We start from the raw sequence: 23,962 nt of genomic DNA, 5'->3' as shown, positions 1-23,962 counted from the left end.
CGGTCACTCGTCGGCGGTCAGGCCCTCGCGGAGCTGGGCCAGGGTGCGGGCCAGGAGGCGGGAGACGTGCATCTGGGAGATGCCCAGCTCGGCGGCGATCTGCGACTGGGTCATGTTCCCGAAGAACCGCAGCAGAAGGATCTTCTTCTCGCGGGCGGGCAGCTTCTCCAGCAGCGGCTTGAGGGACTCGCGGTACTCCACGCCCTCCAGCGACTCGTCCACCATGCCGAGCGAGTCGGCCACCGCGGGCGCGTCCTCGTCGCCGGAGTCGGGGGCGTCCAGGGAGACGGTGGAGTAGGCGTTGGCCGACTCCAGGCCCTCCAGGACCTCCTCCTCGCTCATCCCCAGGTGCGCCGCCAGCTCGCTGACGGTGGGGGCGCGCCCCTCGCGCTGGGCCAGATCGCTGATCGCCTTGGTCAGCGACAGCTTGAGCTCCTGCAGCCGGCGCGGCACCCGCACCGCCCAGCCCTTGTCGCGGAAGTGCCGCTTGATCTCGCCGACGATGGTGGGCGTGGCGTAGGTGGAGAACTCCACGCCGCGGTCCAGGTCGAACCGGTCGATCGACTTGATCAGGCCGATGGTGGCGACCTGGATGAGGTCGTCCAGCCACTCGCCGCGGTTGCGGAACCGGCGGGCCAGGTACTCCACCAGCGGCAGGTGCAGCTCCACCAGCTGGTCGCGGATGCGCTGGCGCTCCGGGTCGCCCTCGGGCAGCTCGGCCAGACGCTCGAACAGGGCCCGGGCGCGGGCGCGGTCGGGCACCGCGGTGTCGGGACGCTCGCTCGCGCCCGCCGCGCTTCCGCCGTCCGGAAGTGTCGTCTTCTCCGTCACGGGGCCCCCGTCGCGGCGCGGCGCTTCTGCAGCATCACCGTGACCCGGTCGTCGGGGCCCACCTCGGAGTCGACCTCGCCGGCCAGCGACGACAGCACCGTCCAGGCGAAGGTGTCGCGACTCGGCTCGCGGCCGTCCACGGTCAGCACCGACACCTTGATGCGCACCGCGTCCCCGGTCAGCTCGAACTCGCACGTGAGGTCGGTCCCGGGCACGGCCTGGGCGAGCAGCATCGCGCACGCCTCGTCGACGGCGATGCGCAGGTCCTCGATCTCGTCCAGCGTGAAGTCCAGCCGGGCCGCCAGGCCCGCCGTGGCGGTCCGCAGCACCGACAGGTAGGCGCTCGCGGCGGGCAGCTTCACGGTCACCGCGTCACGCGGTGACACCTTCGTACTGGCCGGCATCGCAGCGGTTTCCTCAGTCACGTCACTCCCTTGCGGCGGTAGGTCCCGCTGCTTCGAAACTACCGCCTAACCCCCTTGCTTCGAGACTGCGGCGCGCATGGCTTTGCCGCATCCGGGAGAAATGGATCACCTGTCCGGCGAAATCTGGGCCGGGTCCGCCCCTTCGCCGCGCCCCGACCGGCTCCGGCCGAGATCCGCCAAGGCCTTGCCGGTCAGCCGGTAGACCGTCCATTCGTCCTGCGGCTGCGCGCCGAGGGACTTGTAGAAACCGATCGCGGGAGCGTTCCAGTTCAGCACCGACCACTCGATCCGGCCGTATCCGCGCTCGACGGCGATGCGCGCCAGCTCCCGCAGCAGCGCCTTGCCGTACCCGCGGCCGCGCATCCGCGGCCTGACGTACAGGTCTTCCAGGTAAATGCCGTGACGGCCGAGCCAGGTGGAGAACGTCAGGAACCATAGGGCGAATCCGACGACTTCGCCCTCGTGCTCGGCCACATGCGCGAACACCCGAGGCTCCGGCCCGAACAGATGCCGCAGGAAATCGTCCTCGGTCGCCTTCACCTCGTGCAGCGCGCGCTCGTAGTCGGCCAGCTCGCGCACCAGCCGCACGATCGCGGGAACGTCCTCGGGAACAGCGGGGCGGATCACGTCGGCCAGGCTACAAGGCGCCGGCCGCCGCCCGGTGATCCCGGCACTTGCGATCGTGCGAGGACCGCCCGCCGGTGAGACGAGCGGGGGCCCCGCCGGACGCGGCGGGGCCCCATGCGTACCGGTTCGCCGGCGTGCTCAGGCCTGCTTGGTCTCCCAGAAGATCTTCTCGATCTCCGCGATGCGGGCGAGCAGGTCCTCGGCCGCCTTGACGTCCATGCTGCCCTTGGTGCCGCCCGCGCCGGCGAGCTTGGTGGCCTCGTTGAACAGCTGGTGCAGCTGCGGGTACTTCTCGAAGTGCGGCGGCTTGAAGTAGTCCGTCCACAGCACCCACAGGTGCTCCTTCACCAGCTGCGAGCGCTGCTCCTTGATGAGGATGGCGCGGGCCCGGAAGACCGGGTCCTCGTTGGCGGCGTACTTCTCGCAGATCGCCTTGACGGACTCGGCCTCGATGCGGGCCTGCGCCGGGTCGTAGACCCCGCACGGCAGGTCGCAGTGCGCGGAAACCGCGGTCCTGGGGCGCAGAAGGTTTGCGAGCACCTGCGTTTCCCTTCCCTCGTATCGGATCATGCTCCGGTCACCGACATTACTCTTGTGACGGCCCCGCCGTAGGGCTGGGGCGCTCGGTATTTGGGCCTAGGACCGTTCCGGCGGCCTGCCCGAAGTGGTCTTGTTTCCAGGCAACGGCGACCTATGCGGGGGCGGGAGTGCTCGGTGGGCTGCTGGCCGTCGAGGTGACGGGCGAGTCGATGACGCCCGCGTTGCGTCCCGGTGACTGGCTCTTGGTGCGCCGGGGCGCGCGCGTCGCGGAGGGCGACGTGGTGGTGGCGCGCCATCCGGGACGCGACGGGCTGCTCATCGTCAAGAGGGCGACGCGGCGCACCGACGGCGGGTGGTGGCTGGAAAGCGACAACCAGGGAGCCCCCGGACGCCAGGACAGCTGGGACTTCGACGCCGTCCCCGACCCCCTGATCGTCGGCCGCGTCGTCGCCCGCTACTGGCCGCCGTCCCGCCTGTCGATCTTCCGCGTCAGCCGCGCAGGTCCGCGAGAAGACCGCTGAGCACGAGCTCCTCGTCCACCCGCACCCCACGCTCTGCCATCGCCGCGGTCAGCTCCGGGTCCCAGGGGGCGGGACGTGGGCGACCGGTCAGCGGGCCGCCGGAGACCGTCGCCAAGGCCGCCAGGTAGGACGGGGCGTCGTAGCGCCACGGGCGCCACCCGACTCTTTCCCGAACGGCCGCGGCGATCGCGATGCCGCCCCAGTCGAAGTCGCCGTGGTAGGCGAACTCGGCACCGCCCGCCTCGAGGAGTTCCAGGAGCCGCCACACGGCGGTGGACGGGCGGCCGCTCACGCAGACGAGGGGAGGGCAGGCCGGGCCGAGATCATCGGCCGCGGCGGCGATCACCACAGGGTTCTCGCATAGCCGGACCAGGCCAGGCGCGGGTAGGGGACCGCGATGGCGGTGGAGTTGGCGGAGGGTCAAGACCAGCGGTTCGCCTGCGGTCCGGGCGGTGCCCAGCAGACGCCCCAGCGGCGTGTGATCGTCGCCCGGCAGGCCCAGACTCAGCACGACGGAGGACAGCTCGTCCAGATGCACCCCGACGGCGGCCCAGGCCGCGCGCCGTGCTTCGGCAGTTCCCTCCCCCGTGTGGGGCAGCCCGGCCAGCGCACGCGCCGCCGACAGGGCCAGCGTCGCCAGTGCGGACCCCTCGTCCAAAGCGTGCGCGTCACCGCAGGTTTCGGCGGCCAGTCGGCCGAGCGGGATCCCCGAGGAGGGCAGTCGCTCCACGACCGCGGCAAGGCGACAAAGCACCCCGGCGGCCTCCTCCGGGCCGGCGGTGAGCCGGCGGACCAGGCCGGTGGAGTCCAGCCAGGCACGCCAGCCGTCCAGTTCCGCCCGTCCGCGCACCGCCGCGTCCAGCGGAGCGAAGGCCGCCCGCCAGGCCGCGGCGTTCTCGGCGCGCTCGCGCACCCGGTCGCGGACGGGGCCGTCCAGCAGCTCGACGGCGGCGGCCAGGCCGTCGGGACAGGCCCCGCTGTCGCGCAGGATCCGATCGACCTCAGCGAGCCGCACCGATATCGAGGCGCCCGTCCCGACGCGGCGTCCGAGCAGCAGCTCCACGGCACGCCGCTGTTCCGCGGTGGCGTGCGCCAGTGTGATCGAGCCGGTCAGCGGTCGGCCTCGTTCGAGGCGCCGGCGGACCCGGGCCCGCAACCACGCGATCTCCGAATTGCCCAGTAGGCGGCGCAGCCGGTCGATGTCGGCGGTCATGTCTCCGGTCATCCGGCGAACAGGTCCTCTTGCGCGCCGCCCGGCTCGGGACGAGTCACGCGGGTGCGTTCGCGGCCGTCCCAGCGCCACGGTGTGACCAGGACGGCGTCGATGCCGTCCCGGCGGGACAGGTGGCAGATGGCCAGGCCGGGCACCTGCGGATAGCAGCCCCACTCCCGCTCGCTGGTCATGACCACGTCCATGTCGAACGTCGCCAGCAGACCGAGGCACTTGGCCCGCGAGTCGTCGTCGACGCCCGCGAACGCCTCGTCCAGCGCCACCAGGCGCGGCGCGTACGGGTTGGCGGCGGATTTGTAGTGCGCGGACGCGGCGGCGAACAGCGGCACGGACGCCGCGAGCACTCGCTCTCCACCGGAGGCCGGCCCCGTGGCCGGGCGCCATTGGCCGTCCTGCAGGCGCTGGATGGTGAAGGCGTGCCAGGTGCGGTAGTCCAGCGCGTTGGTCAGCTGCTCGGTCCAGCCCGCCGCGGGGTTCCGCTCATGCTCCCGGTTGATCTGTTCCTGCAGGAATGCGCCGACGGCCGCGCGGTCGTCGGCCGACCAGGCGTCGACGGTCTGCCGCAGCTTCTCGCGGACCTGCGCCAGGCCCTCGGGGGCGTCACGCGCCGGTTTCCACTGCAGCCGCAGGCGCATCCCGGTGGACGTGGGCCGCGTCTGCAGTTCCGCGTTCATCGCGGCGACCTCTTCCACGGCCGCGGCGATCAGCTCCTGCAGCGTGCCGGCCACCTCGTTGAGCAGGTGATTCTCCAGAATCTCCCGTTCCCGGGCCGACAGCAGCCGGGCGCGCTGCTCGGTGTCCTCGGCCAGCGCCTCGACCAGACCCGGGATGTCGTGGGAGCGGCCCTGGAAGACCACGTCCACGACCAGGAACCCGTCACGCAGGGTCAAGCCCACCGAGTGACCGTGCCGGGACATCACATCCGACAGCAGCTTGTGCTCCTCGGTCACCTTGCGCTGAACGCGGTCCCACTGAGCGTCTCCGTCGTCAACGCTGTCGAGTGCCGTGTTCACCGCACGGGCCAGTTCCACGGCAGGGCGGGCCGCCCACGTGTCCGCCAGGTCGGGAATCGGCAGGTCGGGCAGGGCGATGGCGAGCAGTCCGGTGGCGGCGAAGTCGCGGAACGATGCGATCGCCCTGTCGCGATCGACGGCCGCCTCCTTGATGCGCTCGGCGAGCTGCTCGCACCTGCTCTCGGCTTTCAGCCGGGTCTCCAGCGCTGTGCTCTCGCGCTTGCGAATGTCCTCCTGGTGCCTTTCACATGCGTCGAGGGACCGTTGCACCTCGTCCATCTGCCGGAAGAGCTCCTCCACGGCGGCTCCGGCGGTGGCGACCAGAGTCCGGTAGCTCTCCGCGGCGGCGATCGCCTTCTCGCGAGCGGCGGCGGCGCGTTCCGACAGGTCGTTCAGGCGTCGCTGAACGTCGGCCAGCTCCTCGTCCTCCTCGCGTTCGGTTCGGCGCGCGGCGAGCAGGATTTCGGCGGCGTGCCACAGCCCCGCCAGCGCCAGCCGGTACTCGGTCAGTGCCTGGCCGACTTCCGCCAGCTGCGCGGCGTCCGCCGGCAGGCCGACATCGCCGGCGAACTCGGCGGCGGCCCGGTGTGCCGCGGCGACCTCGTCGTCGCGGGCGGCCACCATGGCGAGGGCCTCCCTGTGCTGCTCGGCGAGCTGCCGGCGCTGGCGGTGCCGGTCGGTGAGACGGACGAGCGCCTCCCGCAGAGCCGCGTCCGAGGGGAGCGCGCGATGCTCGGCGTCCAGTGCCCGCTGCCGGGCCGCGAGCCTGTCGCGCGCGTCCAGCAGCCCCGTGATGCGATCGGTGGTCGCGGCGAGTTCGTCGCGCAGCCGGGCCACACGGGCGCGCCGGGCCGCCTCTCGCGCCCCTTCGCCGATGTAGCCGGCCTCGTCCTTGTGCCAGGCGCCGCCGAGCACGCCGTTGGCCCATCGGCCGTCCACGGCGACCCAGGTCGTCCCGCCGCCCGGGCCGAGGCCGATTCCGGCCAGCACGGCCCGGACGGCATCGTCGCCGAGTGCGGCGGCCTGGGGGTCGGCGCGGTCGATGGCCGGGTGCAGCACGGCGGTGCAGGACGGGCCGTCGACGGGCTCGCCGGTCAGCAGGAACGTGTCGTCCTCCGCCAGCAGCCCGCCCTCGGGCGTCACCCAGGCGTCGAGAAGGCCCGCCGCCTCCAGCGCCGCCTCCAGACCGGCGCGTTGCTCGGCGGGCAGCGCGTCGGCGAAGTCCACGACCTTCCACAGCGGCGCACCCGGCCGACCGGTGCGGGCCTGCGGGGCACGCGTGTAGGGGACGGGCGGGGGCTCGTGGACACCGCGCTCCAGCCGATCGATCTCCTCTCTGAGCCGCCGCGCCGTCTCCTGCTCGTCACGCAGCCGCGACCGCAGGTCGGCGTCCAGACGACCGAGCTCGGCGGTCGCCGCGCGCGCCGCGTCGTCCACGGCCGCGGCGGCGGGGTTGGGGGTCTCCGCGGTCTGCGTCCACGCCTTCAGCGCGGCCACCACCCCGTCCGGGTCCTCGATCTTGATCTCCGTGAGCCCGGCCATGTAGGCGACGTAGGCCTCGACGAGCTCCTCCGCGCGCTCCCGCGCCGTCGTCTCGGCGGCGGCGACCGCCGCGGCGGCCTCCTGCACCTGGTTCTCCAGGCGCTCCGCCGCCGCCCTGGCCGATTCCAGCCGGGTCCGCGCCTGGGCCAGGGCGGCTAGGAGCCGTTCCAACTCGGCGATCGCCTGCGAGGTGCGCCGGACGAGTTCGTCGGCGTCCCGCCGGGCCTGCGCCGGGTCGCGCTCCCACTCAGTGACGATCTGCTCGTGCCGACTCCCGCATCGGGCCTGGTCGGCGGCGGCCGCCGCCCGTTCCGACGCGGCGGCCGCGGCCTGCTCGGCCTGCTCGCGCCGCACGCGCGCCTCCTCGGCGCGTGTGCGGCGGCGGTCGACCTCCGTGAGCCGCTCGGCGCGTTCGCGCTCCAGGTGGTCGGCATGCTCGTTCCTGCGGTCGGCCTCCCGCTTCGCCTCCTCGATGCGTCGGGCGTCGCGCATCTGCGGGCTCTCCCTCAACGCCTGAAGGCGCGCCTCCAGCCGTTTCTTTTCGGCCTGGAGGTCCTCCAGGAGCCGGCGCGCCTCGGCCAGCTCCCGCTCAGCGGCCTCGCGCTCGGACTCGGCCGTGGCCAGATCCCGGTTCAACCTCTCATAGCGGCTGTTGGTCTGCCGCGGGTCCGCGGCGGCGCGCTTGGCGGCGATCCGGGCGTACCGGCGGTAATGGCGGAGGAACGCCTCGGCGGCTGTGCGGGCCTCGTTGAGCGAGCGCAGGGCCTCGCGTTCCTCGTCCAGGCCGCGGAACGCCTCGGCGACCGTGGCGATCAAGGTGGGGCTCAGCGGCGGCAGCGCCTCGGTGAGCGCCCGCGAGAGCAGCCGTTCGTCCGGGCGCTTGGACAGCTGGGGCTGGCGCAGCTGGATCAGCAGGTTCACCAAGGCCTCGTAGCGGTGCGCGCCGAGACCGAACAGGGTCTCGTCCACCGCCCGCCGGTAGTCCGACGCCTTGTCATAGACCATCCCGCGGCCCTCCACCGCCTCCCGGAGCTTCTCGCGGCTGAGCGCCACGCCCGTGGCCGACACCAGGTGGAGGTCCCGCCCGGGACGCTGATCGGTGACGAAGAACCAGTGCCGGGCGATGCCGCGTCCTGACACCGCCTTCAGCCCGCACCCGATCGTGCGGAACTCGGTCGTTCCGTCGGCGGCGCGGCGGCCGAACTCCAGCCAGGTATAGCCGAGCCGCTCGGGATACGGGTGCCTGCCGCCCAGCAGCAGGTTCCACTCCATGCGCTTCTGCCGGTCGCCGTCGGGCTCGACCCGGTGCGGGGCGAGCTCGCCGTCCAGCAGGAACGGCAGCGTCAGCGCGAGCACCTTGGACTTGCCGGTGCCGTTGTTGCCGCGCAGCAGCAGCCGCCCGTCGTGGAACCAGAACTCCTCGGCGTCGTAGTAGAAGATGTCGACCAGGCCGGCGCGCAGGGGCTTCCACCGCTCGGATGTCGGTTCGGGGAGCCGTACCGCCGGGTCCGATGTCTTCGTCGTCACCGTTCGCCTCTCCGGGAGTCAGTTGCGGATGGTGGGCTCGTCCAGGGCGTAGCGGGCGATGGCGGGCAGCGCGCGCACCCGGTCCGGCAGGACGACGACCAGGCGCAGCGCCGCCAGCTTCTCCAGAGCGATGTCCAGTAGCTCGTCCTCGGCGCCGGGCTCGGTCACGCCCTTGCGCCAGTAGGAGGCGTGCCGGGCGGCGGCATCGCGGACGAAGGCGCGCAGCTCGTCGCGGGTCACCTCGCCGTCGCGTCCGGCCAGGAACTCGGCGACCAGGAGCGTCACGTGTCCGTCGGTGTGCTGCTCGGGCATGCGGACATCGGTCAGCTCGTCGTCGGGGTCGACCATGGCGATGCCCTCCGCCCGTACCTCGGGCACCAGCCCGGTCGCCTCCTCGATCCGCCGGGTGATCGCCGGCCGTTGCGACAGCAGATAGGCGCGCTCGGCCTCGTCCAGGTCGTGGTGGTAGATGACCGGGTCTTCGAGAAGACGCCTGGTCAGTCTCCACCGCAACGCCTGATTGCGCAGGTCGTCGCTGTCGGGCACGGGCTCGTCGGTCAGTGCGGACAGCCTCTCCTCGAATGTGGCGGCGGTCACCGTGGACGGGCCGCGCGCCCCTGTGAGCAGCACCGACAGCACGTTGCGGCGCACGTCGTACAAGGCGTCTCCGGTCGCCGAGAGGTACGCCTCCTCGTCGCCGGCCACCCGCCGCAGGACTCCCCAGTCGAGCAGCGTCCGCACCACCGCGACCAGGTCGGCCCGCTCCGCCCGGGTGTCCAGGGTGAACTCGAGCGCCAGGTCCGGTTCGGCCGCCGCGTTCAGCACCTCCTCGGCGAGCCGGCCCAGCGTGGTCTGCGCGTCGGCGCGCTCCAACACCGCGAGAGCCAGGCACAACAGGACATAGCGGCGCCTGCCGAACGGCTCCTTGCCCTTGCCGCGCGCGGGGTGCGTGGCGTCCTCCAGCGACGGGGCCGTCTTGAACAGCCGTGCGGTCTCGCTGTCGACGTGCAGCCGCCAGCCGGTCTCCCGGCTCAGCCAGTCACGCAGCTCGGCCTGGTGCCGTCGGACCAGCGTCAGCTCTTCGGGATCGGACTCGGCGGTCAGCAGCGGTTTGCGCAGCAGGGCGCGCAACGCGGCCCGCCGCTGCGCCCGTTCCTCCTCCTGGATCACGGTGTTCCCGTCAGGTCGGTGATCTCGATGATGTGCTCGGGGCCGGTGAGCACTCCGTCCTCGGTGCGGACGCGCGCCGGCCCGCCGTCGGGCACCAGCGACAGCCGCACCTCCATCGATCCGTCCGCGGTGAGCGTCTTCACCTCGGTCTCACCCGGTCGGCGCGCCGCCAGGGCGTCGCCGAGCAACGCGAGGAACAGCCGGAACGCCTTCGGATCGAGCACGTTCAGGTCCGACAGGAGCGTCGGCCCCGCGGTGCGGAGCCGGGCGCGCGCCGCCGCCGTCTCGGCGGCCTCGCGCTCCGCCTGCTCGGCCAGCAGCCTCTTGGCCTGCGAACGGTCGCGCACGCGATGGGGCCTGCCGCGCCGCTCGTAGGAGCCCGTCCGGCGCAGCCGCGGGGAGATCCGCACCGCCGGCGCCCGCGCCCACGGCATGCCCGCGGTGCCCGCCTCGTCCCACGCGGCGACGGTCTCCGGGGTGACCGTCAGATGACGGGCCGACGTGAGCCCGAACGCGGCGCGCCACAGCCGGTGCCGCGCCTGATCATCAGGCGCCTCGGCGAACCACCGCGCCAGCGTCCGGAAGTCCGCCGAGCGGTCGGAACGGCCCGACCGCCGCTCGTTGAGCAGGCCCACCGTGTCGACCAGCTGCTTGATCGCCGTCACCGCGGCCTGCCGCAGCAGCCTCGCCTGCGACTGGCGGTCCGCGCCCCCTGACACGAACCAGTCGCGGAGGCCCCGCCACCGATTGAGCCACCCGTCGAACGCCGCCGCCTCGGCCCGCTCCCTGGCCGCGTCGGCGTCGGCGCCGTCCGGTACGGCGTCGGCCGCTTCCCGCCGCGCCGCCAGTCGAAGCAGCCGCTCGTGTCCCCGCGCCTCGACCTTGGCCAGGAGCGTCGCGATTCGGGCACCGGAATTGGCCAGGTCGGCGATGAACCGATCGATGTAGTCGATCAGTCGTTCCTTGTAGGCGATGAAGCCTTCCACGTCGCCGTCGGAGAAGTCGATCGCCCGGCGCAGCGAGGCCATGAACGCCTGCGCGTTGTCCGCGAGCGAGGAGAACCGCTCGGCGAGACTCAGCAGCAGGAGATGGACCTTGACCGGATCCGGGTCGGCGTCGTCGGCCAGGGCGGACAAGGCCTCCAGCTGATCGCCGATGTCCGCCAGGGCCACCGACTGCAACGCTCCCCGCCGCCCGATCGCGTCCTCGTAGAACGCGATCGCCTGCTCTGCCGCCTGCCCGGCCGCGGTCAGCTGGTAAAGGAACCGCTTGCGGTGAAAGTCTTCGACGGTGGTGACCCGGCCGGTGTCGGCGTCGGCCCGCAGATTCCCCCACTCGACGAGCTTGTCCAGCGCCTGCGCGAGCTGTTCGTCGTTCGCTCGCCCCAGCTCGGCGGCCACGTCCTCGGGCCGCAGGTGGACGATGAACCGTTCCTTGGCCTTCGCGAACACCCCCAGCACCTCCCGGTAAAGCTGGGAGTTCGGTGTGCTCAGATGCGCGAACGGCTGTGGCGAAGACTGATCGGCCATCTACCGGCTTCCTGACCCTTTGGTCTCCCGGCCACCACGCGTTTCCCAGGGTGGCTGAGCTCTCACAGTAGAGGAGGCCTCTGACACTTGCGGCCTTCTGCGCCGTTGTGGCCGGAAATTGTCGCCTTTAGGGCAGGGACCCCAGTACGACGGCGCGATGCTCGCGCCATGACCACGGCCTTTGCTCGCCGCGTCTGGCGATGATCACGGGTGGGGCGGTCCAGGCGAGGCCGCCTTTGGTGTGGGGGCCAGGCCGCCGCCTGTGAGTTATGAGGTTTTTGATTCTTATGTGGCGGATGGTGCGTTCAGACGGACCGCAGACCGCTATGGCGACCGTCCTCGGAGACGGGGTGACAGCCCGCGAGCGATTCGCCTCAACGGCGGCGGGGGCGGAGGGGGACGGAGACTCGGCGGGGCCGGGGACGGTGGGTCGCCGAGGAAAGATCGGGGCGGCGATCGGGGGACGGGGTGTGCTCGGTGCAGTAGCGGCGGGAGGGGGCGTCGGTGGCGTCGAGGTAGACGCGTTCGCAGCCCTCGGCCGCGCAGACGCCGAGCCCGGCCAGGCCGCGCTCGCTGATGTGGACGGCGAGCCCCATGGCGGCGCGCGCCGCGTACCGGTCGGGGATGGAGCCGCCCTCGTTGAAGTGCAGATGCCAGTCCTCCGCGTCGTGGCCGGACAGCTGCGGATGGACGGGGTGCCGGATGAGCAGGGCGTTGAGGCGTTCGACGGCGCCCTCTTCGTCCCCGCGGGACGCCGCGACGAAGACGGCCCGCAGCTCCTCGCGCAGTTCGCGCATCGCGTCCAGGTCGCGGCGCGTGATCCGGCCGCTCAGGTGCGGACGGTCCGCCAGCAGCGCCTGCAGCCCGTCCAGGTCCCCGAGATCGTCCCCGTCCAGGCCCCGGGTGTTCACCAGAACGAGCGCCAGGTCTGCGTAGGAGGAGAGGTCCACGAGCGCTCCTGACGGAGTCGGGCCCTCGCGCGAGGGTGAGTCGTCGGGATCATTCCCCTATGCCGACTATTACACCTTCTGTGACTGCGGCCATAGAAGCCGTCCCGGAGGAATATGAAATATTGTGCTGCTTTGCCCGCTCCTTGTCGATGAATCGCTGGTCATGGAGGGGTGACGTCGCAGATTTCGCTGCATGTCACGGCGGTGCCGGCGTCCCCATGACAACGGCCCGTGCCCCCGTGTGCGGGGAGCACGGGCCGTGACGCGAAGCGCCTGGTCAGGCGCGGCTGACGCCCTCGCGGCGGGCCTGTTCGGCCACGGCGGCGCTCACCGCGGGCGCCACCCGCTCGTCGAACGGACCGGGGATGACGTGGTCCGGGGCGAGGTCGTCGCCCACGATCGCGGCCAGCGCGTCGGCCGCGGCCAGCTTCATCCCCTCGGTGATGGTGCGGGCGCGCACGTCCAGCGCGCCGCGGAAGATGCCGGGGAAGGCCAGCACGTTGTTGATCTGGTTGGGGTAGTCGCTGCGGCCGGTGGCGACCACCCGCGCGTACCGCCGGGCGACGTCGGGGTGGACCTCGGGCGTCGGGTTGGACAGCGCGAACACGATCGCGTCGGGGGCCATCGCGGCGATGGCCGACTCGTGCACGGTGCTGCCCGACAGGCCGATGAACACGTCGGCGCCGCGCAGCGCCTCCTCGGTGGAGCCGCGCAGGCCGGCCCGGTTGGTGTCGGCCGCCAGCGCCTCCTTGACCGGGTTCAGCCCGGGGCGGCCCGGGTAGATCAGGCCGCGGCTGTCGGACACGGCGATGTCGCCGATGCCCGCCTCCAGCAGCATGCGCGTCACGGCGACGCCGGAGGCGCCCGCGCCCGCCACGACCGCGCGCAGGTCCGACAGCGGCCGGCCGATGAGGCGGGCCGCGTTCTTCAGGGCGGCCAGCGTCACGATCGCGGTGCCGTGCTGGTCGTCGTGGAAGACGGGGATGTCCAGGGCCGCGCGCAGGCGGTCCTCGATCTCGAAGCAGCGCGGCGCGCTGATGTCCTCCAGGTTGATCCCGCCGAAGCTGGGGGCCAGCCGCACGACGGTCTCCACGATCTCGTCGACACCGGTGCAGTCGAGCGCGATCGGCACCGAGTCGATGCCGGCGAACTCCTTGAACAGCAGCGACTTGCCCTCCATGACGGGCATGGACGCCGCCGGACCGATGTCACCGAGGCCGAGCACCGCCGTGCCGTCGGTCACCACGGCGACGACCTTGGACGTCCACGTGTAGCTGTGGGCGAGCGCGGGATCGTCGGCGATGGCGGTGCACACCCGGGCCACGCCGGGGGTGTAGGCGAGCGAGAGGTCTTCCTTGTCGCGCACCGGGATGGTCGAACGCATTTCCAGCTTGCCGCCCCGGTGCAGTCGAAATGCCGGATCGTTGTCGAGCGAGGCGGCGTCGGAGGACTCGCGGCGACGCGCTTCGCTGGTGAAGGGCTGAACAGCCACAGCGACCCCTGTCTGTGAGATTCGAGCTTTCAGGCGATGCCGCGTAGGTGACGTGGTCTCGTGGCCGTGCACCTGCGGTGATCTCGCGACGTACGGGGGTCACCCGTTGTCCGATTGTGCCACAGGGGCCCCGACCCCCACGGCGGGCCCCGAGGTGGCGAACGTCACGGAGGACCCTCCGCTTCCTGGTGTCATGCCCACGGTGTGCAGTCGAAACGTCGCCGCGGGTAGGGTGGGGCAGTCTGCCTTGTTGTCCGATTGTTTTGGAGCCTTAATCCGCTGCATGCATGGTGTAGGCCACAATGTCCACTCGTCCACGGATCGACCGGGATCCGACTACTGATTGTGGAGGGACCGTGACGACTGGTTCACTGCGTCGCCGTTCCGTCGCGGCCGCCGCGTTCGCCCTGACCGGCTTGCTGGCGCTGACCGCGTGCGGCGGTGACTCGGGCGACGATTCGGCGGCCGGGACCAAGGTCCCCGGTGTCAAGCTCGTCAAGAACGGCAAGCTGACCACCTGCACCAGCCTGCCCTACCCGCCGTTCCAGTTCCCGCAGAACGGCAAGGTCGTCGGCTTCGACGTCGATCTGATCGACAAGGTCGCCCAGAAGCTGGGCGTCACGCAGGAGATCGTGGACGTCAAGTTCGACATCATCAAGAGCGGCGCCGCGCTCAACTCCGGACGCTGCGACGTGGCGGCGGCCGGCATGACCATCACCGAGGAGCGCAAGAAGAACCTGGACTTCTCGACGTCCTACTTCCCCGAGGCGATCGCCCTGATGACCGCCAAGGGCAAGGGCGTGACCACGCTGGAGCAGGTCAAGTCCCAGAACCTGCGCCTGGGCGTCCAGACCGGCACCACCAGCCTGGACGAGGCCAAGAAGGCGGGGCTGAAGCCCAAGGAGTTCGACGACGCGGGCAAGCAGCTGCTGGCGCTGCAGTCCGGGCAGATCGACATCATCCTGCAGGACCTGCCGGTGGTGAACGACTGGCTGAAGAAGCCGGACGTGGCCGCCAAGTTCGAGCGCACCGCAGAGTTCGAGACCGGCATGCAGTACGGTTTCGCGGTCCGCAAGGGGGGCAACCCCGAGCTGCTCAAGGTGATCAACGACACGATCAGCGAGTCGATCAAGGACGGCAGCTGGAGGCAGCTCTACGTCAAGTGGATCGGGTCGGAGCCGAAGAGCACGCCCAACGCCCAGTGAGCGACCGATAGTCCATGAGCACAACCGCCACCGAGCCGGCCGGCCCCGCCCGGGGCCGGACCGGCCTGTCGCCCCGTCAGCGCCGCAAGATCAGCATCGCCGTCCAGTACGCGCTGTTCGTCGTCGTGCTGGTCGCCGTGGTGTTCATCGTGGACTGGCCGAAGATCCAGGACACCTTCCTGGACTTCGACAACACCCGGGAGATGTACCCGGACCTGTTCACGGTCGCGCTGAAGAACACGATCATCTACACGCTCACCGCCTACGCGCTCGGCTTCGCGCTCGGCCTGCTCGTGGCGCTGATGCGGCTGTCGTCGCTGGCGGTGTACCGGGCGGTCGCCCTGCTGTTCGTGGAGATCTTCCGCGGCCTGCCGGCGCTGCTCACCCTGCTGATCATCGGGTACGGGCTGCCGATCGCGCTGGGCGGCCCGGTGCCCGGCGGCACCGTGGGCGCGGTGGCGCTGGGGCTGGGCCTCGTCGCGGCCGCCTACATGGCCGAGACGTTCCGCGCGGGCATCCAGGCCGTGCCGAAGGGGCAGCTGGAGGCGGCGCGCTCGCTCGGCATGTCGCACACCCGGGCGATGTTCACCATCGTGATCCCGCAGGCGCTGCGGATCATCATCCCGCCGCTCACCAACGAGCTGGTGCTGCTGTTCAAGGACTCCTCGCTGGTGTCCGCGCTCGGCATCGCCGCCACCGGGGTGGAGCTCACCAAGATCGGCTCGGACTTCGCGATCAACACGGCCGACTCGACCCCCTTCGTGGTGGCGGGCGCGTGCTATCTGATCATCACGGTGCCGCTGGGGTTCGCCGTGCGGCGCCTGGAGGCCCGACAGGCGAAGGCACGGTGAGCGGAAGGCACGGTGACGCGATGACCCCCATGGTGGAGATCCGCGGCCTGCACAAGGCCTACGGCGACCTGAAGGTGCTCAAGGGCATCGACCTGACCGTCGAGCGCGGCCAGGTGATCTGCATCATCGGCCCGTCCGGCTCCGGCAAGTCGACGCTGCTGCGCTGCGTCAACCTGCTGGAGACGCCGACCGGCGGGCAGGTCTTCGTCGAAGGGGAGGAGCTCACCCACCCCGACGTCGACATCGACGCGGCCCGCCGCAAGGTCGGCATGGTGTTCCAGCAGTTCAACCTGTTCCCGCACCTGAAGGTGCTGGACAACGTCACCATCGCGCAGCGGCGGGTGCTCAAGCGGCCCAAGGGCGAGGCGGAGCGGATCGCCCGCGAGAACCTGGCGAAGGTGGGCCTGGAGGACAAGGCCGACAGCTACCCGGCGCAGCTGTCCGGAGGGCAGCAGCAGCGCGTGGCGATCGCCCGCGCGCTGGCGATGAACCCGGACCTGATGCTGTTCGACGAGCCGACGTCCGCGCTGGACCCCGAGCTGGTCGGGGACGTGCTCACCGTCATGCGCAAGCTCGCCCAGGAGGGCATGACCATGCTCGTGGTCACCCACGAGATGGGCTTCGCCCGGGACGTGGCCGACCGGGTCGTCTTCATGGACGGCGGCGTGATCGTCGAGGACGGCCCGCCCGAGCAGGTCATCGGCGCGCCGCGGCACGAGCGGACCAAGACGTTCCTGCGGCGCGTGCTCGACCCGACCCACGCCCAGGAGGACGACCTCGACGGCGCCGCCCTCCCCGCCGAGGGCGCCTGACCGGAGAGGCACGGGCGGCGCGCGTATCGCGGACGCGCCTCTCGGGTGCGCGACCGGCGTCCCGTATGGTGCGGTCATGTTCGCTGTGACGGCTACGCGATTCGACGCAGACGATCCCGTGAAGGGGCTGACGCTGGGCGAGCGGCCCGAACCGGAGGTCCCCGACGGGTGGACCACGGTGACGGTCAAGGCCACCGCCCTCAACCACCACGACCTGTGGTCGCTGCGCGGCGTGGGACTGCGCGCCGAGCAGCTCCCCATGATCCTCGGCTGCGACGCGGCGGGGGTGGACGAGGACGGCAACGAGGTCATCGTGCACGCGGTGATCGGCGACCCGGAGCGCGGCGGCGGGGACGAGACCCTCGACCCCAAGCGGACGCTGCTGTCGGAGCTGCACGACGGCACGTTCGCCGAGAAGGTCGCGGTGCCGCGCCGCAACCTGGTGCCCAAGCCGCCGGAGCTGTCGTTCGAGGAGGCCGCGTGCCTGCCGACCGCCTGGCTCACGGCCTACCGCATGCTGTTCGACAAGGCCGGACTGCAGCCCGGCTCCACCGTGCTGGTGCAGGGCGCGGGCGGCGGCGTCGCCACCGCGCTGATCGCGCTCGGCTCGGCCGCGGGCTACCGCGTCTGGGCGACCAGCCGCAGCGAGGCCAAGCGCGAGCGGGCGCTGGAGCTCGGCGCGGACGCGGCGTTCGAACCCGGCGCCCGGCTGCCGGAACGGGTCGACGCGGTCATGGAGACGGTCGGCCAGGCCACCTGGTCGCATTCGCTGAAGTCGCTGCGTCCGGGCGGGCGGATCGTGGTGTCCGGGGCGACGAGCGGCCAGGTGCCGCCCGCCGAGCTGAACCGGGTGTTCTTCCTGCAGCTGTCGGTGGTCGGCTCCACCATGGGCACCCGCGACCAGCTCCAGAGGCTGGCGCGCTTCCTGGTGAAGACGGGCGTCCGGCCGAAGATCGACCGGGTCCTGCCGCTGACGGACGCCGTCGAGGGCTTCACCGCCATGGCCGCGGGCGAACTCTTCGGCAAGGTCGTCTTCACCGTCTGATCGGCTCCTGAGCGGGCGGCGGGGCGCCTCTAGACGCGCCCGCTCGCCGCCGGGCGGCGGGGGAGACGCGCGGTCAAGGCGAGCGGGCGAGACGCCCGTAGAAGGGCGTGAAGCACTGCAGAAGGCAGTACGGCACCGCGCCGCACGCTCGCTGTGTTGTAGGCCTGCGCGTGCGCCAGAGGGACGCTGGAGGTCTCTGGTCGCCGCTTGATCGGTGTGGGCGGCCTGGTGAATCCGGGCGGCGTCTGGCCAAATGGGCCGCCCTCTGCAGAGACGTCTGCGACGGGAAGGCGTGCGCCTGGCGTGCCGCAGAAGGACGCTAACGGCCCCTGTGCTGCGGCTTGAGGCGGCCTGCTGGTTCGGGGACGGTGCCTGGTCGAATGGGCTGCCTTCCGCAGGGACGTCTCCGCCGGGGAGGCGGGGGGGGGGGAGCCGTAGGGGCGGTGCGTCACCGCGTGCGTGTCTGCCATGGGCCCTTGGGTGCGCGGCAGAAGAGACGCTGGAGGTCTCTGGTCGCCGCTTGACCGGTGTGGGCGGCCTGGTGAAACCGGGCGGCGCCTGGCCGGATGGGGTGCCTTCCGCAGGGGGCTCCCTGCGCTGGAGAAGCGCGGGGAGCCGTAGGGGCGGTGCGTCACCGCGCGCGTGTCCGACGTAGGCCCCTGAGCGCGCGGCAGATGGACGCTGAAGGTCTGTGGTCGCTGTTGGGCGGCCTGGTGGATCTGGGCGGCGTCTGGCCTGGTGGAATGCCTTCCGCAGAGCTCCTGCGGCGTGGAAGCGTGCTCGCCGCTTGCAGGGCGGGGCGCGCGGTCAGTCGCGGAGCAGGTCGCGGAGGCGGGCGCGGGCGTCGTCGAGGAGGTCCCGCACCGCCTCCAGGTCGTGCTCGTCCAAGTGGGCGTGCCGGACGTCGCGGCGGACGTCCTCGACGAAGCGGGCGAGCAGACGCTCCAGCTTGAGGCGGGCGACGTCGTCCGGGGAGCCGGTGGCGGTCCGCCAGACCTCCTCCCAGTTGCGCTGCCACTCCTCCTTCCAGGCCTGCTTCTGCTCCCGCCAGAACTCCTTCTGGCGGCGCCACTCCTCCTTATGGCGTTCGGCGGTCTCCCGCCACGCCTCCATGGACGCGGCGCGGCCCTGGTCGCGCATCGTGCGGGCGGCCTGGGTGAGCTCCTCGCGCAGCGAGCGCACCGTCTGGCGGACGTCCTGCTGCACCTCGCGGGCGAACCGCTGCGCCGAGGCGGCGATCTCCTCCTCCAGCTCGGCCAGCTCGTCCATCCGGCGCTCCAGCTCGGCCCGGCCCTTGTCGGTGAGCCGGTACACCTTCTTGCCCTTGACGACCTCGTGGCTGACCAGGCCCTCGGACTCCAGCCGCGCCAGGCGCGGGTAGATCGTGCCGGGGGAGGGGGAGTAGACCCCGAGGAACCGGTCCTGCAGCAGCCGGATCACCTCGTAGCCGTGGCGGGGGCTCTCCTCCAGCAGCTTGAGCAGGTACAGCCGCAGGCGGCCGTGGCCGAAGACGGGGCTCAACTCACTTCTCCATTCCGGGTGCGGTGGCGCCGTCGGCGTCACCGGGGGCGCGGCCGAGCAGGGTGACGCCGCCCGACACGGTGGTCACCGCCAGCCGGCCGGCGCCGTCGCCGAGCCTGCCGGCGAGGGCGCGGCCGATGGGGCGGTCCTGGCGTTCCAGGCCCGGGAAGGAGGACTCGATCCGTCCGGCCGCCGAGTTCAGCGTCACCTCGGCCGAGACGGTCTCGGGGACGCGCAGCGCCACCTCCCCGGACACGGTGTTGATCTCAAGGTCGCCGCCGGGCAGGTCGACGTCCACGGCGATCCGGCCGCTGACGGTGCGGGCGGTGAGCGCCTCGACCGAGCCGCCGGCCAGGGCCAGGTCGCCGGAGACGGACGTGAACGCCACCCGCCCGTCCAGCCCCTGCGCCTCGATCGCGCCGGACACGGTGCCCACGTCGATCTCTCCGGTGACCCCGTCGAGGGTGACGTCGCCCGAGGCGGTCTTCAGGGACGTGCGGGCCGACAGCCCGGTGATCACGGCGTCCGCGGACACCAGGTTCACGGTGACCGGGCAGTCGTGCGGCACGGTGACGGTCACCACGGCCCGGCAGCGCTGGGTGCGCAGCCAGGTCAGCACGCCCTCCCACAGGCGCTCGTGGCTGATGTTCAGCATCCCGGCCTCGTGGGCGACCACCAGCGGCGGCCCCTCGACCTCGTCCACCAGGACCGACGGCCGCTCGCCGCCGGCCAGCACGCAGACGCTCCCGGCGATCAGCGTGGCCTTGAGCGCCACCACGCCGTCGAACTCCAGGGAGGTCGGTTCCTCGATCGTCCAGCGCGGCATCGCGACATTCGCCCTTCGTCCGTGACCGACTTCCAGTAAACACGATATGTCGCGTTCTTGGAAAGGCAAGATGTATCGCGTTCCGCGTCCGACGGCGGCGGGCTACTCCTCGTCCTCGTCGTCCAGCCGGGCCAACCAGGTCGCCAGACGGTCGACGGGCGTCTCGAAGTCGGGGTTCAGGTCGACGAACTCGCGCAGCCGCTCGGCCAGCCAGCTCAGGGTGACCTCCTCCTCGCCGCGCCGCTCAGTCAGCTCCTCGATCCCCCGGTCGGTGAAGTACATCGCCTCTCTCTCCCATATGCGGCAAAGGCGAGGGCTCCGGGCGCGGTCGCGCGCTCCGGAGCCCTCGACCCTCAGCCGGTGACCACTCGCCGTGAACCGGTCGCCTACTTCGCGTCGCCGAACAGCCGGGCCAGCAGGGCCTCCTGCTCGACCTGGTGCAGCTTGGCCGAGCCGACCGCCGGGGACGAGGCCGCCCGCCGCGACACCCGGTTGAGCGGCCGGCCGTCCAGCTGCGGCCCGAGCTTGAGCGCGATGAACGGCCAGGCGCCCATGTTCGCCGGCTCCTCCTGCAGCCAGATCAGCTCGGCGTCGGCCGGGTACTTGGCCAGCTCCGCCTTGATCTCGTCCAGCGGCAGCGGGTAGAGCCGCTCGACGCGGATCAGGGCGGTCTCGGTGTCGCCCGCGGCCTTCCGCGCCGCCGCCGCCTCGTAGTACACCTTGCCGGACGTCAGCACGACCCTGCGCACCCGCGACGGGTCGACGTCCGCGGACGTCTCGCCGATGACCGGCTCGAACGACCCGCCGGTGATCTTGTCGACCGGCGACATCGCCGCCTTGAGCCGCAGCAGCGACTTGGGCGTGAACACGATCAGCGGCTTCTGCCGCTGCGACTTCACCTGCCAGCGCAGCAGGTGGAAGTAGTTCGCCGGGGTGCTCGGGTAGACCACGGTCATGTTGTCCTCGGCGCACAGCTGCAGGTAGCGCTCGATGCGCGCCGAGGAGTGGTCCGGGCCCTGGCCCTCGTAGCCGTGCGGCAGCAGCAGCACCACGCCCGAGCGCTGGCCCCACTTCTGCTCACCGGACGAGATGTACTCGTCGACGACCGACTGGGCGCCGTTGGCGAAGTCGCCGAACTGGGCCTCCCAGCACACCAGCGCGTCCGGCCGGGTCATCGCGTACCCGTACTCGAAGCCCATCGCGGCGTACTCGCTGAGCAGCGAGTCGTGCACGTAGAACTTCGACACGCCCTGCCCGAACTGCTTGAGCGGGGTGTACTCCTCGCCGGTCTTGCGGTCCACCAGCACCGCGTGCCGCTGGCCGAACGTGCCGCGCCGCGAGTCCTGGCCGACCAGCCGCACCGGGTGCCCGTCGATGAGCAGCGACCCGAACGCCAGCAGCTCCCCGGTGGCCCAGTCGATCGAGTTCTCCTCGACCATCTGCACCCGGCGCTGCAGGATCGGCTGCAGCCGCGGGTGCACGTTGAAGCCCTCCGGCAGCGTGACCTGCGACTGGATGATCCGCTTGACCGTCTCCTGCGAGATGGCCGTGTCGACGCCGGCGTGGTCGATCGGGATGCGCTCCTCGACGTCCGGCTTGACCACCGACCCCGGCTCCGGCGGCCGCTTGGCCGCCTCCCGGGTCTCGGTGAACGCCCGCTCCAGCCGCTCCTGGTAGTCGCGCAGCGCCGCCTCGGCCTCCTCGACCGTGATGTCGCCGCGGCCGATCAGCGCCTCGGTGTACAGCTTGCGCACCGACCGCTTGGCGTCGATCAGGTCGTACATCAGCGGCTGGGTGAACGAGGGGTTGTCGGACTCGTTGTGCCCGCGCCGCCGGTAGCAGACCATGTCGATGACGACGTCCTTCTTGAAGGTCTGCCGGTACTCGAAGGCCAGCCGCGCCACCCGCGCGCACGCCTCCGGGTCGTCCCCGTTGACGTGGAAGATCGGCGCCTGGATCATCCGGGCCACGTCGGTGGAGTAGACGGTGGACCGCGAGTACTCCGGCGCGGTGGTGAACCCGACCTGGTTGTTGACCACCACGTGCACGGTGCCGCCGGTGCGGTAGCCGCGCAGCTGCGACAGGTTCAGCGTCTCGGCCACCACGCCCTGCCCGGCGAACGCGGCGTCCCCGTGGATGAGGATCGGCAGGACGGTGAAGCCCGCCTCGCCCACGTCCAGGATGTCCTGCTTGGCGCGGACGACCCCCTCCAGCACGGGGTCGACGCACTCCAGGTGGGACGGGTTGGCCACCAGCGAGGTGCGGATCTTCGAGCCGTCGGGGGCCACGAAGTCGCCCTCGGCGCCCAGGTGGTACTTCACGTCGCCCGAGCCCTGGGCGCTGCGCGGGTCCAGGTTGCCCTCGAACTCGCCGAAGATCTGCCCGTAGGACTTGCCGACGATGTTGGCCAGCACGTTCAGCCGGCCGCGGTGCGCCATGCCGATGACGACCTCGTCGAGGTGGGCCTGCGCGGCCGACGAGATCACCGCGTCCAGCAGCGGGATCAGCGACTCGCCGCCCTCCAGCGAGAACCGCTTCTGCCCGACGAACTTGGTCTGCAGGAACGTCTCGAACGCCTCGGCGCTGTTGAGGCGGCGCAGGATGTGCAGCTGCTCCTCGCGCGTCGGCTTCTCGTGGGGGACCTCGACGCGCTCCTGGATCCAGGCCCGCTCCTCGGGGTCCTGGATGTGCATGTACTCGATGCCGACCGTGCGGCAGTACGCCATGCGCAGCACGCCCAGGATGTCGCGCAGCTTCATGGTCGGCTTGCCGCCGAACCCGCCGGTGGCGAACTCGCGCTCCAGGTCCCACAGGGTGAGGCCGTGCTCGAGGATGTCCAGGTCGGGGTGGCGGCGCTGCTTGTACTCCAGTGGGTCGGTGTCGGCCATGAGGTGGCCGCGGACCCGGTAGGCGTGGATCAGCTCGTGGACGCGGGCGACCTTGGCCACGTCGTCCTCGTGGCTGGCCGAGATGTCCTGCACCCAGCGCACCGGCTCGTACGGGATGCGCAGCGCCTCGAAGATCTCGTCGTAGAAGCCGTCCTCGCCCAGCAGGAGCTGGTGGATGCGGCGCAGGAACTCGCCGGACTGCGCGCCCTGGATGATGCGGTGGTCGTAGGTCGACGTCAGCGTCATGACCTTGCTGATGCCGTTGCGCGCCAGGGTCTCGGCGGACGCCCCGGCGAACTCGGCCGGGTACTCCATGGCGCCCACGCCGATGATGCAGCCCTGGCCGGGCATCAGCCGCGGCACCGAGTGCACGGTGCCGATCGTGCCGGGGTTGGTCAGGCTGATCGTCGTGCCCTGGAAGTCCTCCAGCGTCAGCTTGCCGCCGCGCGCCTTGCGGACGATCTCCTCGTAGGCGGCCCAGAACTGGCGGAAGTCCAGCGTCTCGGCCGCCTTGATGTTGGGCACGACCAGCTGCCGGGTGCCGTCGTCCTTCTGCAGGTCGATGGCCAGGCCCAGGTTGACGTGCGCCGGCTTGATCAGCGTCGGCTTGCCGTCGACCTCGGTGTAGCCGTAGTTCATCTCCGGCATCGCCTGCAGCGCCCGCACGACGGCGTAGCCGATGAGATGGGTGAACGAGACCTTGCCCCCGCGGCCCCGCTTCAGGTGGTTGTTGATGACGATCCGGTTGTCGATCAGCAGCTTGGCCGGGACCGCACGGACGCTGGTGGCCGTGGGCACCGCCAGGCTGGCGTCCATGTTCGCGGCGGTGCGGGCCGCCACGCCGCGCATCCGGATCTCTTCGGCGTCCGCCGGCACCGGGACGGCCGGGGCCTTCTTGGCTTCGGGCTTGGCTTCGGGCCTGGCCGCGGGCTTGGCCGCGGCCTTCGGCGCGGCCTCGACCTTGGGCGCGGACGGCTGCTGCTGTGTCGGCGGGGCGGCCGCGGTGCCGTTGGCGGCCGTCACGGCCGCTCCGTCGGTGGCCTGGGCGGCGTCGGCGGAGGCCGCGGACGGCCGGGTGTCCGGCCGGTAGTCCGCGAAGAAGCTCCACCACGCTTCGTCTACGGAGTTCGGGTCTTCGAGGTACTTCTGGTACAGCTCGTCGACCAGCCACTCATTGGCACCGAAATCTGTGTGCTTGGGGTCGGCACTTGTGTGCGACTCTGTCGACACGGCGGAGATCGCCCTCTTCCGCAGCTCGCAGGTGTGTTCTGAGACGACTTAAGGCTACTCGCACTCGTCCGCCGCGGACGCCGCGACGGCTGCGCCCCGCCCCGCGGGACCGCGTTACGGTAGATCTCGCCCAATCGGGCACGGCGGATTCGTCAACATCTTTGCAAACCCGCGACGGCCCTGAAC

The 23,962-nt window shown here is 71.5% G+C and carries 19 protein-coding genes; 5 read left to right on the top strand and 14 right to left on the bottom strand.

Features of this window, described 5'->3' with window-relative positions:
* Positions 1–3 precede the first annotated feature (3 nt).
* The 4 genes from AR3_RS01300 to sodN all read right to left on the bottom strand — a co-directional run bounded on the left by AR3_RS01300 (position 4) and on the right by sodN (position 2,423).
* Complete coding sequence (locus AR3_RS01300; protein WP_390097658.1) at positions 4–831, bottom strand: RNA polymerase sigma factor SigF; 828 nt, start codon at positions 829–831, stop codon at positions 4–6.
* The gene (locus AR3_RS01295) at positions 828–1,256 is read right to left on the bottom strand and encodes an ATP-binding protein (RefSeq protein ID WP_067907070.1); all 429 of its coding nucleotides are present in this window, start codon (positions 1,254–1,256) and stop codon (positions 828–830) included. Before AR3_RS01295 ends, AR3_RS01300 begins: the two co-directional genes overlap by 4 nt.
* Before the next feature lie 105 nt (positions 1,257–1,361).
* A complete protein-coding gene (locus tag AR3_RS01290) occupies positions 1,362–1,883 on the bottom strand; it encodes a GNAT family N-acetyltransferase (RefSeq protein WP_067907068.1) in 522 nt (173 codons plus the stop codon).
* Between the two features lie 138 nt (positions 1,884–2,021).
* Complete coding sequence (gene sodN / locus AR3_RS01285; RefSeq protein ID WP_217998411.1) at positions 2,022–2,423, bottom strand: superoxide dismutase, Ni; 402 nt, start codon at positions 2,421–2,423, stop codon at positions 2,022–2,024.
* 167 nt (positions 2,424–2,590) lie between these two features.
* On the opposite strand from sodN, the gene sodX reads away from it, so the two are divergent.
* On the top strand, positions 2,591–2,944 hold the full coding sequence (gene sodX, locus AR3_RS01280; protein WP_227023127.1) for a nickel-type superoxide dismutase maturation protease: 354 nt from the start codon (positions 2,591–2,593) through the stop codon (positions 2,942–2,944).
* Here the strand turns inward: sodX and AR3_RS01275 are convergent.
* From AR3_RS01275 to AR3_RS01250, 6 genes are all read right to left on the bottom strand, one after another.
* Positions 2,913–4,169 carry a TIGR02679 family protein gene (locus tag AR3_RS01275; protein WP_227023128.1) on the bottom strand — a complete coding sequence of 419 codons (1,257 nt, stop codon included), beginning with the start codon at positions 4,167–4,169 and terminating at the stop codon, positions 2,913–2,915. The two genes, sodX and AR3_RS01275, sit on opposite strands and share 32 nt — an antisense overlap.
* Positions 4,166–8,257, bottom strand: coding sequence for a TIGR02680 family protein (locus tag AR3_RS01270; RefSeq protein ID WP_067907064.1), 4,092 nt, complete (start codon positions 8,255–8,257; stop codon positions 4,166–4,168). Before AR3_RS01270 ends, AR3_RS01275 begins: the two co-directional genes overlap by 4 nt.
* Before the next feature lie 18 nt (positions 8,258–8,275).
* A complete protein-coding gene (locus tag AR3_RS01265; RefSeq protein WP_067907062.1) occupies positions 8,276–9,427 on the bottom strand; it encodes a TIGR02678 family protein in 1,152 nt (383 codons plus the stop codon).
* The gene (locus tag AR3_RS01260) at positions 9,424–10,956 is read right to left on the bottom strand and encodes a TIGR02677 family protein (RefSeq protein ID WP_067907060.1); all 1,533 of its coding nucleotides are present in this window, start codon (positions 10,954–10,956) and stop codon (positions 9,424–9,426) included. The genes AR3_RS01265 and AR3_RS01260 overlap by 4 nt, the downstream gene beginning before the upstream one ends.
* 374 nt (positions 10,957–11,330) lie before the next feature.
* The gene (locus tag AR3_RS01255) at positions 11,331–11,906 is read right to left on the bottom strand and encodes a CGNR zinc finger domain-containing protein (protein ID WP_083950814.1); all 576 of its coding nucleotides are present in this window, start codon (positions 11,904–11,906) and stop codon (positions 11,331–11,333) included.
* A 277-nt stretch (positions 11,907–12,183) separates the two neighbouring features.
* Complete coding sequence (locus AR3_RS01250) at positions 12,184–13,398, bottom strand: NAD(P)-dependent malic enzyme (RefSeq protein ID WP_067907058.1); 1,215 nt, start codon at positions 13,396–13,398, stop codon at positions 12,184–12,186.
* 356 nt (positions 13,399–13,754) lie between these two features.
* On the opposite strand from AR3_RS01250, the gene AR3_RS01245 reads away from it, so the two are divergent.
* The 4 genes from AR3_RS01245 (at position 13,755) to AR3_RS01230 (ending at position 17,311) form a co-directional block, all read left to right on the top strand.
* On the top strand, positions 13,755–14,603 hold the full coding sequence (locus AR3_RS01245; protein ID WP_067907056.1) for an ABC transporter substrate-binding protein: 849 nt from the start codon (positions 13,755–13,757) through the stop codon (positions 14,601–14,603).
* Positions 14,604–14,617: 14 nt separating this feature from the next.
* Positions 14,618–15,454 carry an amino acid ABC transporter permease gene (locus AR3_RS01240; RefSeq protein WP_067907054.1) on the top strand — a complete coding sequence of 279 codons (837 nt, stop codon included), beginning with the start codon at positions 14,618–14,620 and terminating at the stop codon, positions 15,452–15,454.
* A 20-nt stretch (positions 15,455–15,474) separates the two neighbouring features.
* Complete coding sequence (locus tag AR3_RS01235; RefSeq protein ID WP_067907052.1) at positions 15,475–16,266, top strand: amino acid ABC transporter ATP-binding protein; 792 nt, start codon at positions 15,475–15,477, stop codon at positions 16,264–16,266.
* A 76-nt stretch (positions 16,267–16,342) separates the two neighbouring features.
* The gene (locus AR3_RS01230; RefSeq protein ID WP_067907050.1) at positions 16,343–17,311 is read left to right on the top strand and encodes a zinc-binding dehydrogenase; all 969 of its coding nucleotides are present in this window, start codon (positions 16,343–16,345) and stop codon (positions 17,309–17,311) included.
* 807 nt (positions 17,312–18,118) lie between these two features.
* Here the strand turns inward: AR3_RS01230 and AR3_RS01225 are convergent.
* The 4 genes from AR3_RS01225 to AR3_RS01210 form a co-directional block, all read right to left on the bottom strand.
* Positions 18,119–18,832 (bottom strand): PadR family transcriptional regulator, encoded by a 714-nt coding sequence (locus AR3_RS01225; RefSeq protein ID WP_067907048.1) that lies wholly within the window; start codon positions 18,830–18,832, stop codon positions 18,119–18,121.
* A 1-nt stretch (position 18,833) separates the two neighbouring features.
* Positions 18,834–19,658, bottom strand: a complete 825-nt coding sequence (locus AR3_RS01220) for a DUF4097 family beta strand repeat-containing protein (protein WP_067907045.1) — start codon at positions 19,656–19,658, stop codon at positions 18,834–18,836.
* 102 nt (positions 19,659–19,760) lie between these two features.
* On the bottom strand, positions 19,761–19,940 hold the full coding sequence (locus AR3_RS01215) for a DUF6104 family protein (protein WP_067907043.1): 180 nt from the start codon (positions 19,938–19,940) through the stop codon (positions 19,761–19,763).
* 104 nt (positions 19,941–20,044) lie between these two features.
* Positions 20,045–23,776, bottom strand: coding sequence for a multifunctional oxoglutarate decarboxylase/oxoglutarate dehydrogenase thiamine pyrophosphate-binding subunit/dihydrolipoyllysine-residue succinyltransferase subunit (locus tag AR3_RS01210; protein WP_067907041.1), 3,732 nt, complete (start codon positions 23,774–23,776; stop codon positions 20,045–20,047).
* Between the last annotated feature and the right edge of the window lie 186 nt (positions 23,777–23,962).

The organism is Actinomadura rubrobrunea NBRC 15275 (assembly GCF_001552235.1).
Classification (GTDB): Bacteria; Actinomycetota; Actinomycetes; order Streptosporangiales; family Streptosporangiaceae; genus Spirillospora; species Spirillospora viridilutea.
This window is presented reverse-complemented; position numbering and strand designations above follow the sequence as displayed.

Bases quoted from the DNA above. Each gene is read 5' to 3' on its own strand.
- AR3_RS01275 (WP_227023128.1), bottom strand. From the start codon at position 4,169: ATGACCGGAGACATGACCGCCGACATCGACCGGCTGCGCCGCCTACTG.
- AR3_RS01260 (WP_067907060.1), bottom strand. From the start codon at position 10,956: ATGGCCGATCAGTCTTCGCCACAGCCGTTCGCGCATCTGAGCACACCG.
- AR3_RS01240 (WP_067907054.1), top strand. From the start codon at position 14,618: ATGAGCACAACCGCCACCGAGCCGGCCGGCCCCGCCCGGGGCCGGACC.
- AR3_RS01235 (WP_067907052.1), top strand. From the start codon at position 15,475: ATGACCCCCATGGTGGAGATCCGCGGCCTGCACAAGGCCTACGGCGAC.
- AR3_RS01230 (WP_067907050.1), top strand. From the start codon at position 16,343: ATGTTCGCTGTGACGGCTACGCGATTCGACGCAGACGATCCCGTGAAG.
- AR3_RS01220 (WP_067907045.1), bottom strand. From the start codon at position 19,658: ATGCCGCGCTGGACGATCGAGGAACCGACCTCCCTGGAGTTCGACGGC.
- AR3_RS01215 (WP_067907043.1), bottom strand. From the start codon at position 19,940: ATGTACTTCACCGACCGGGGGATCGAGGAGCTGACTGAGCGGCGCGGC.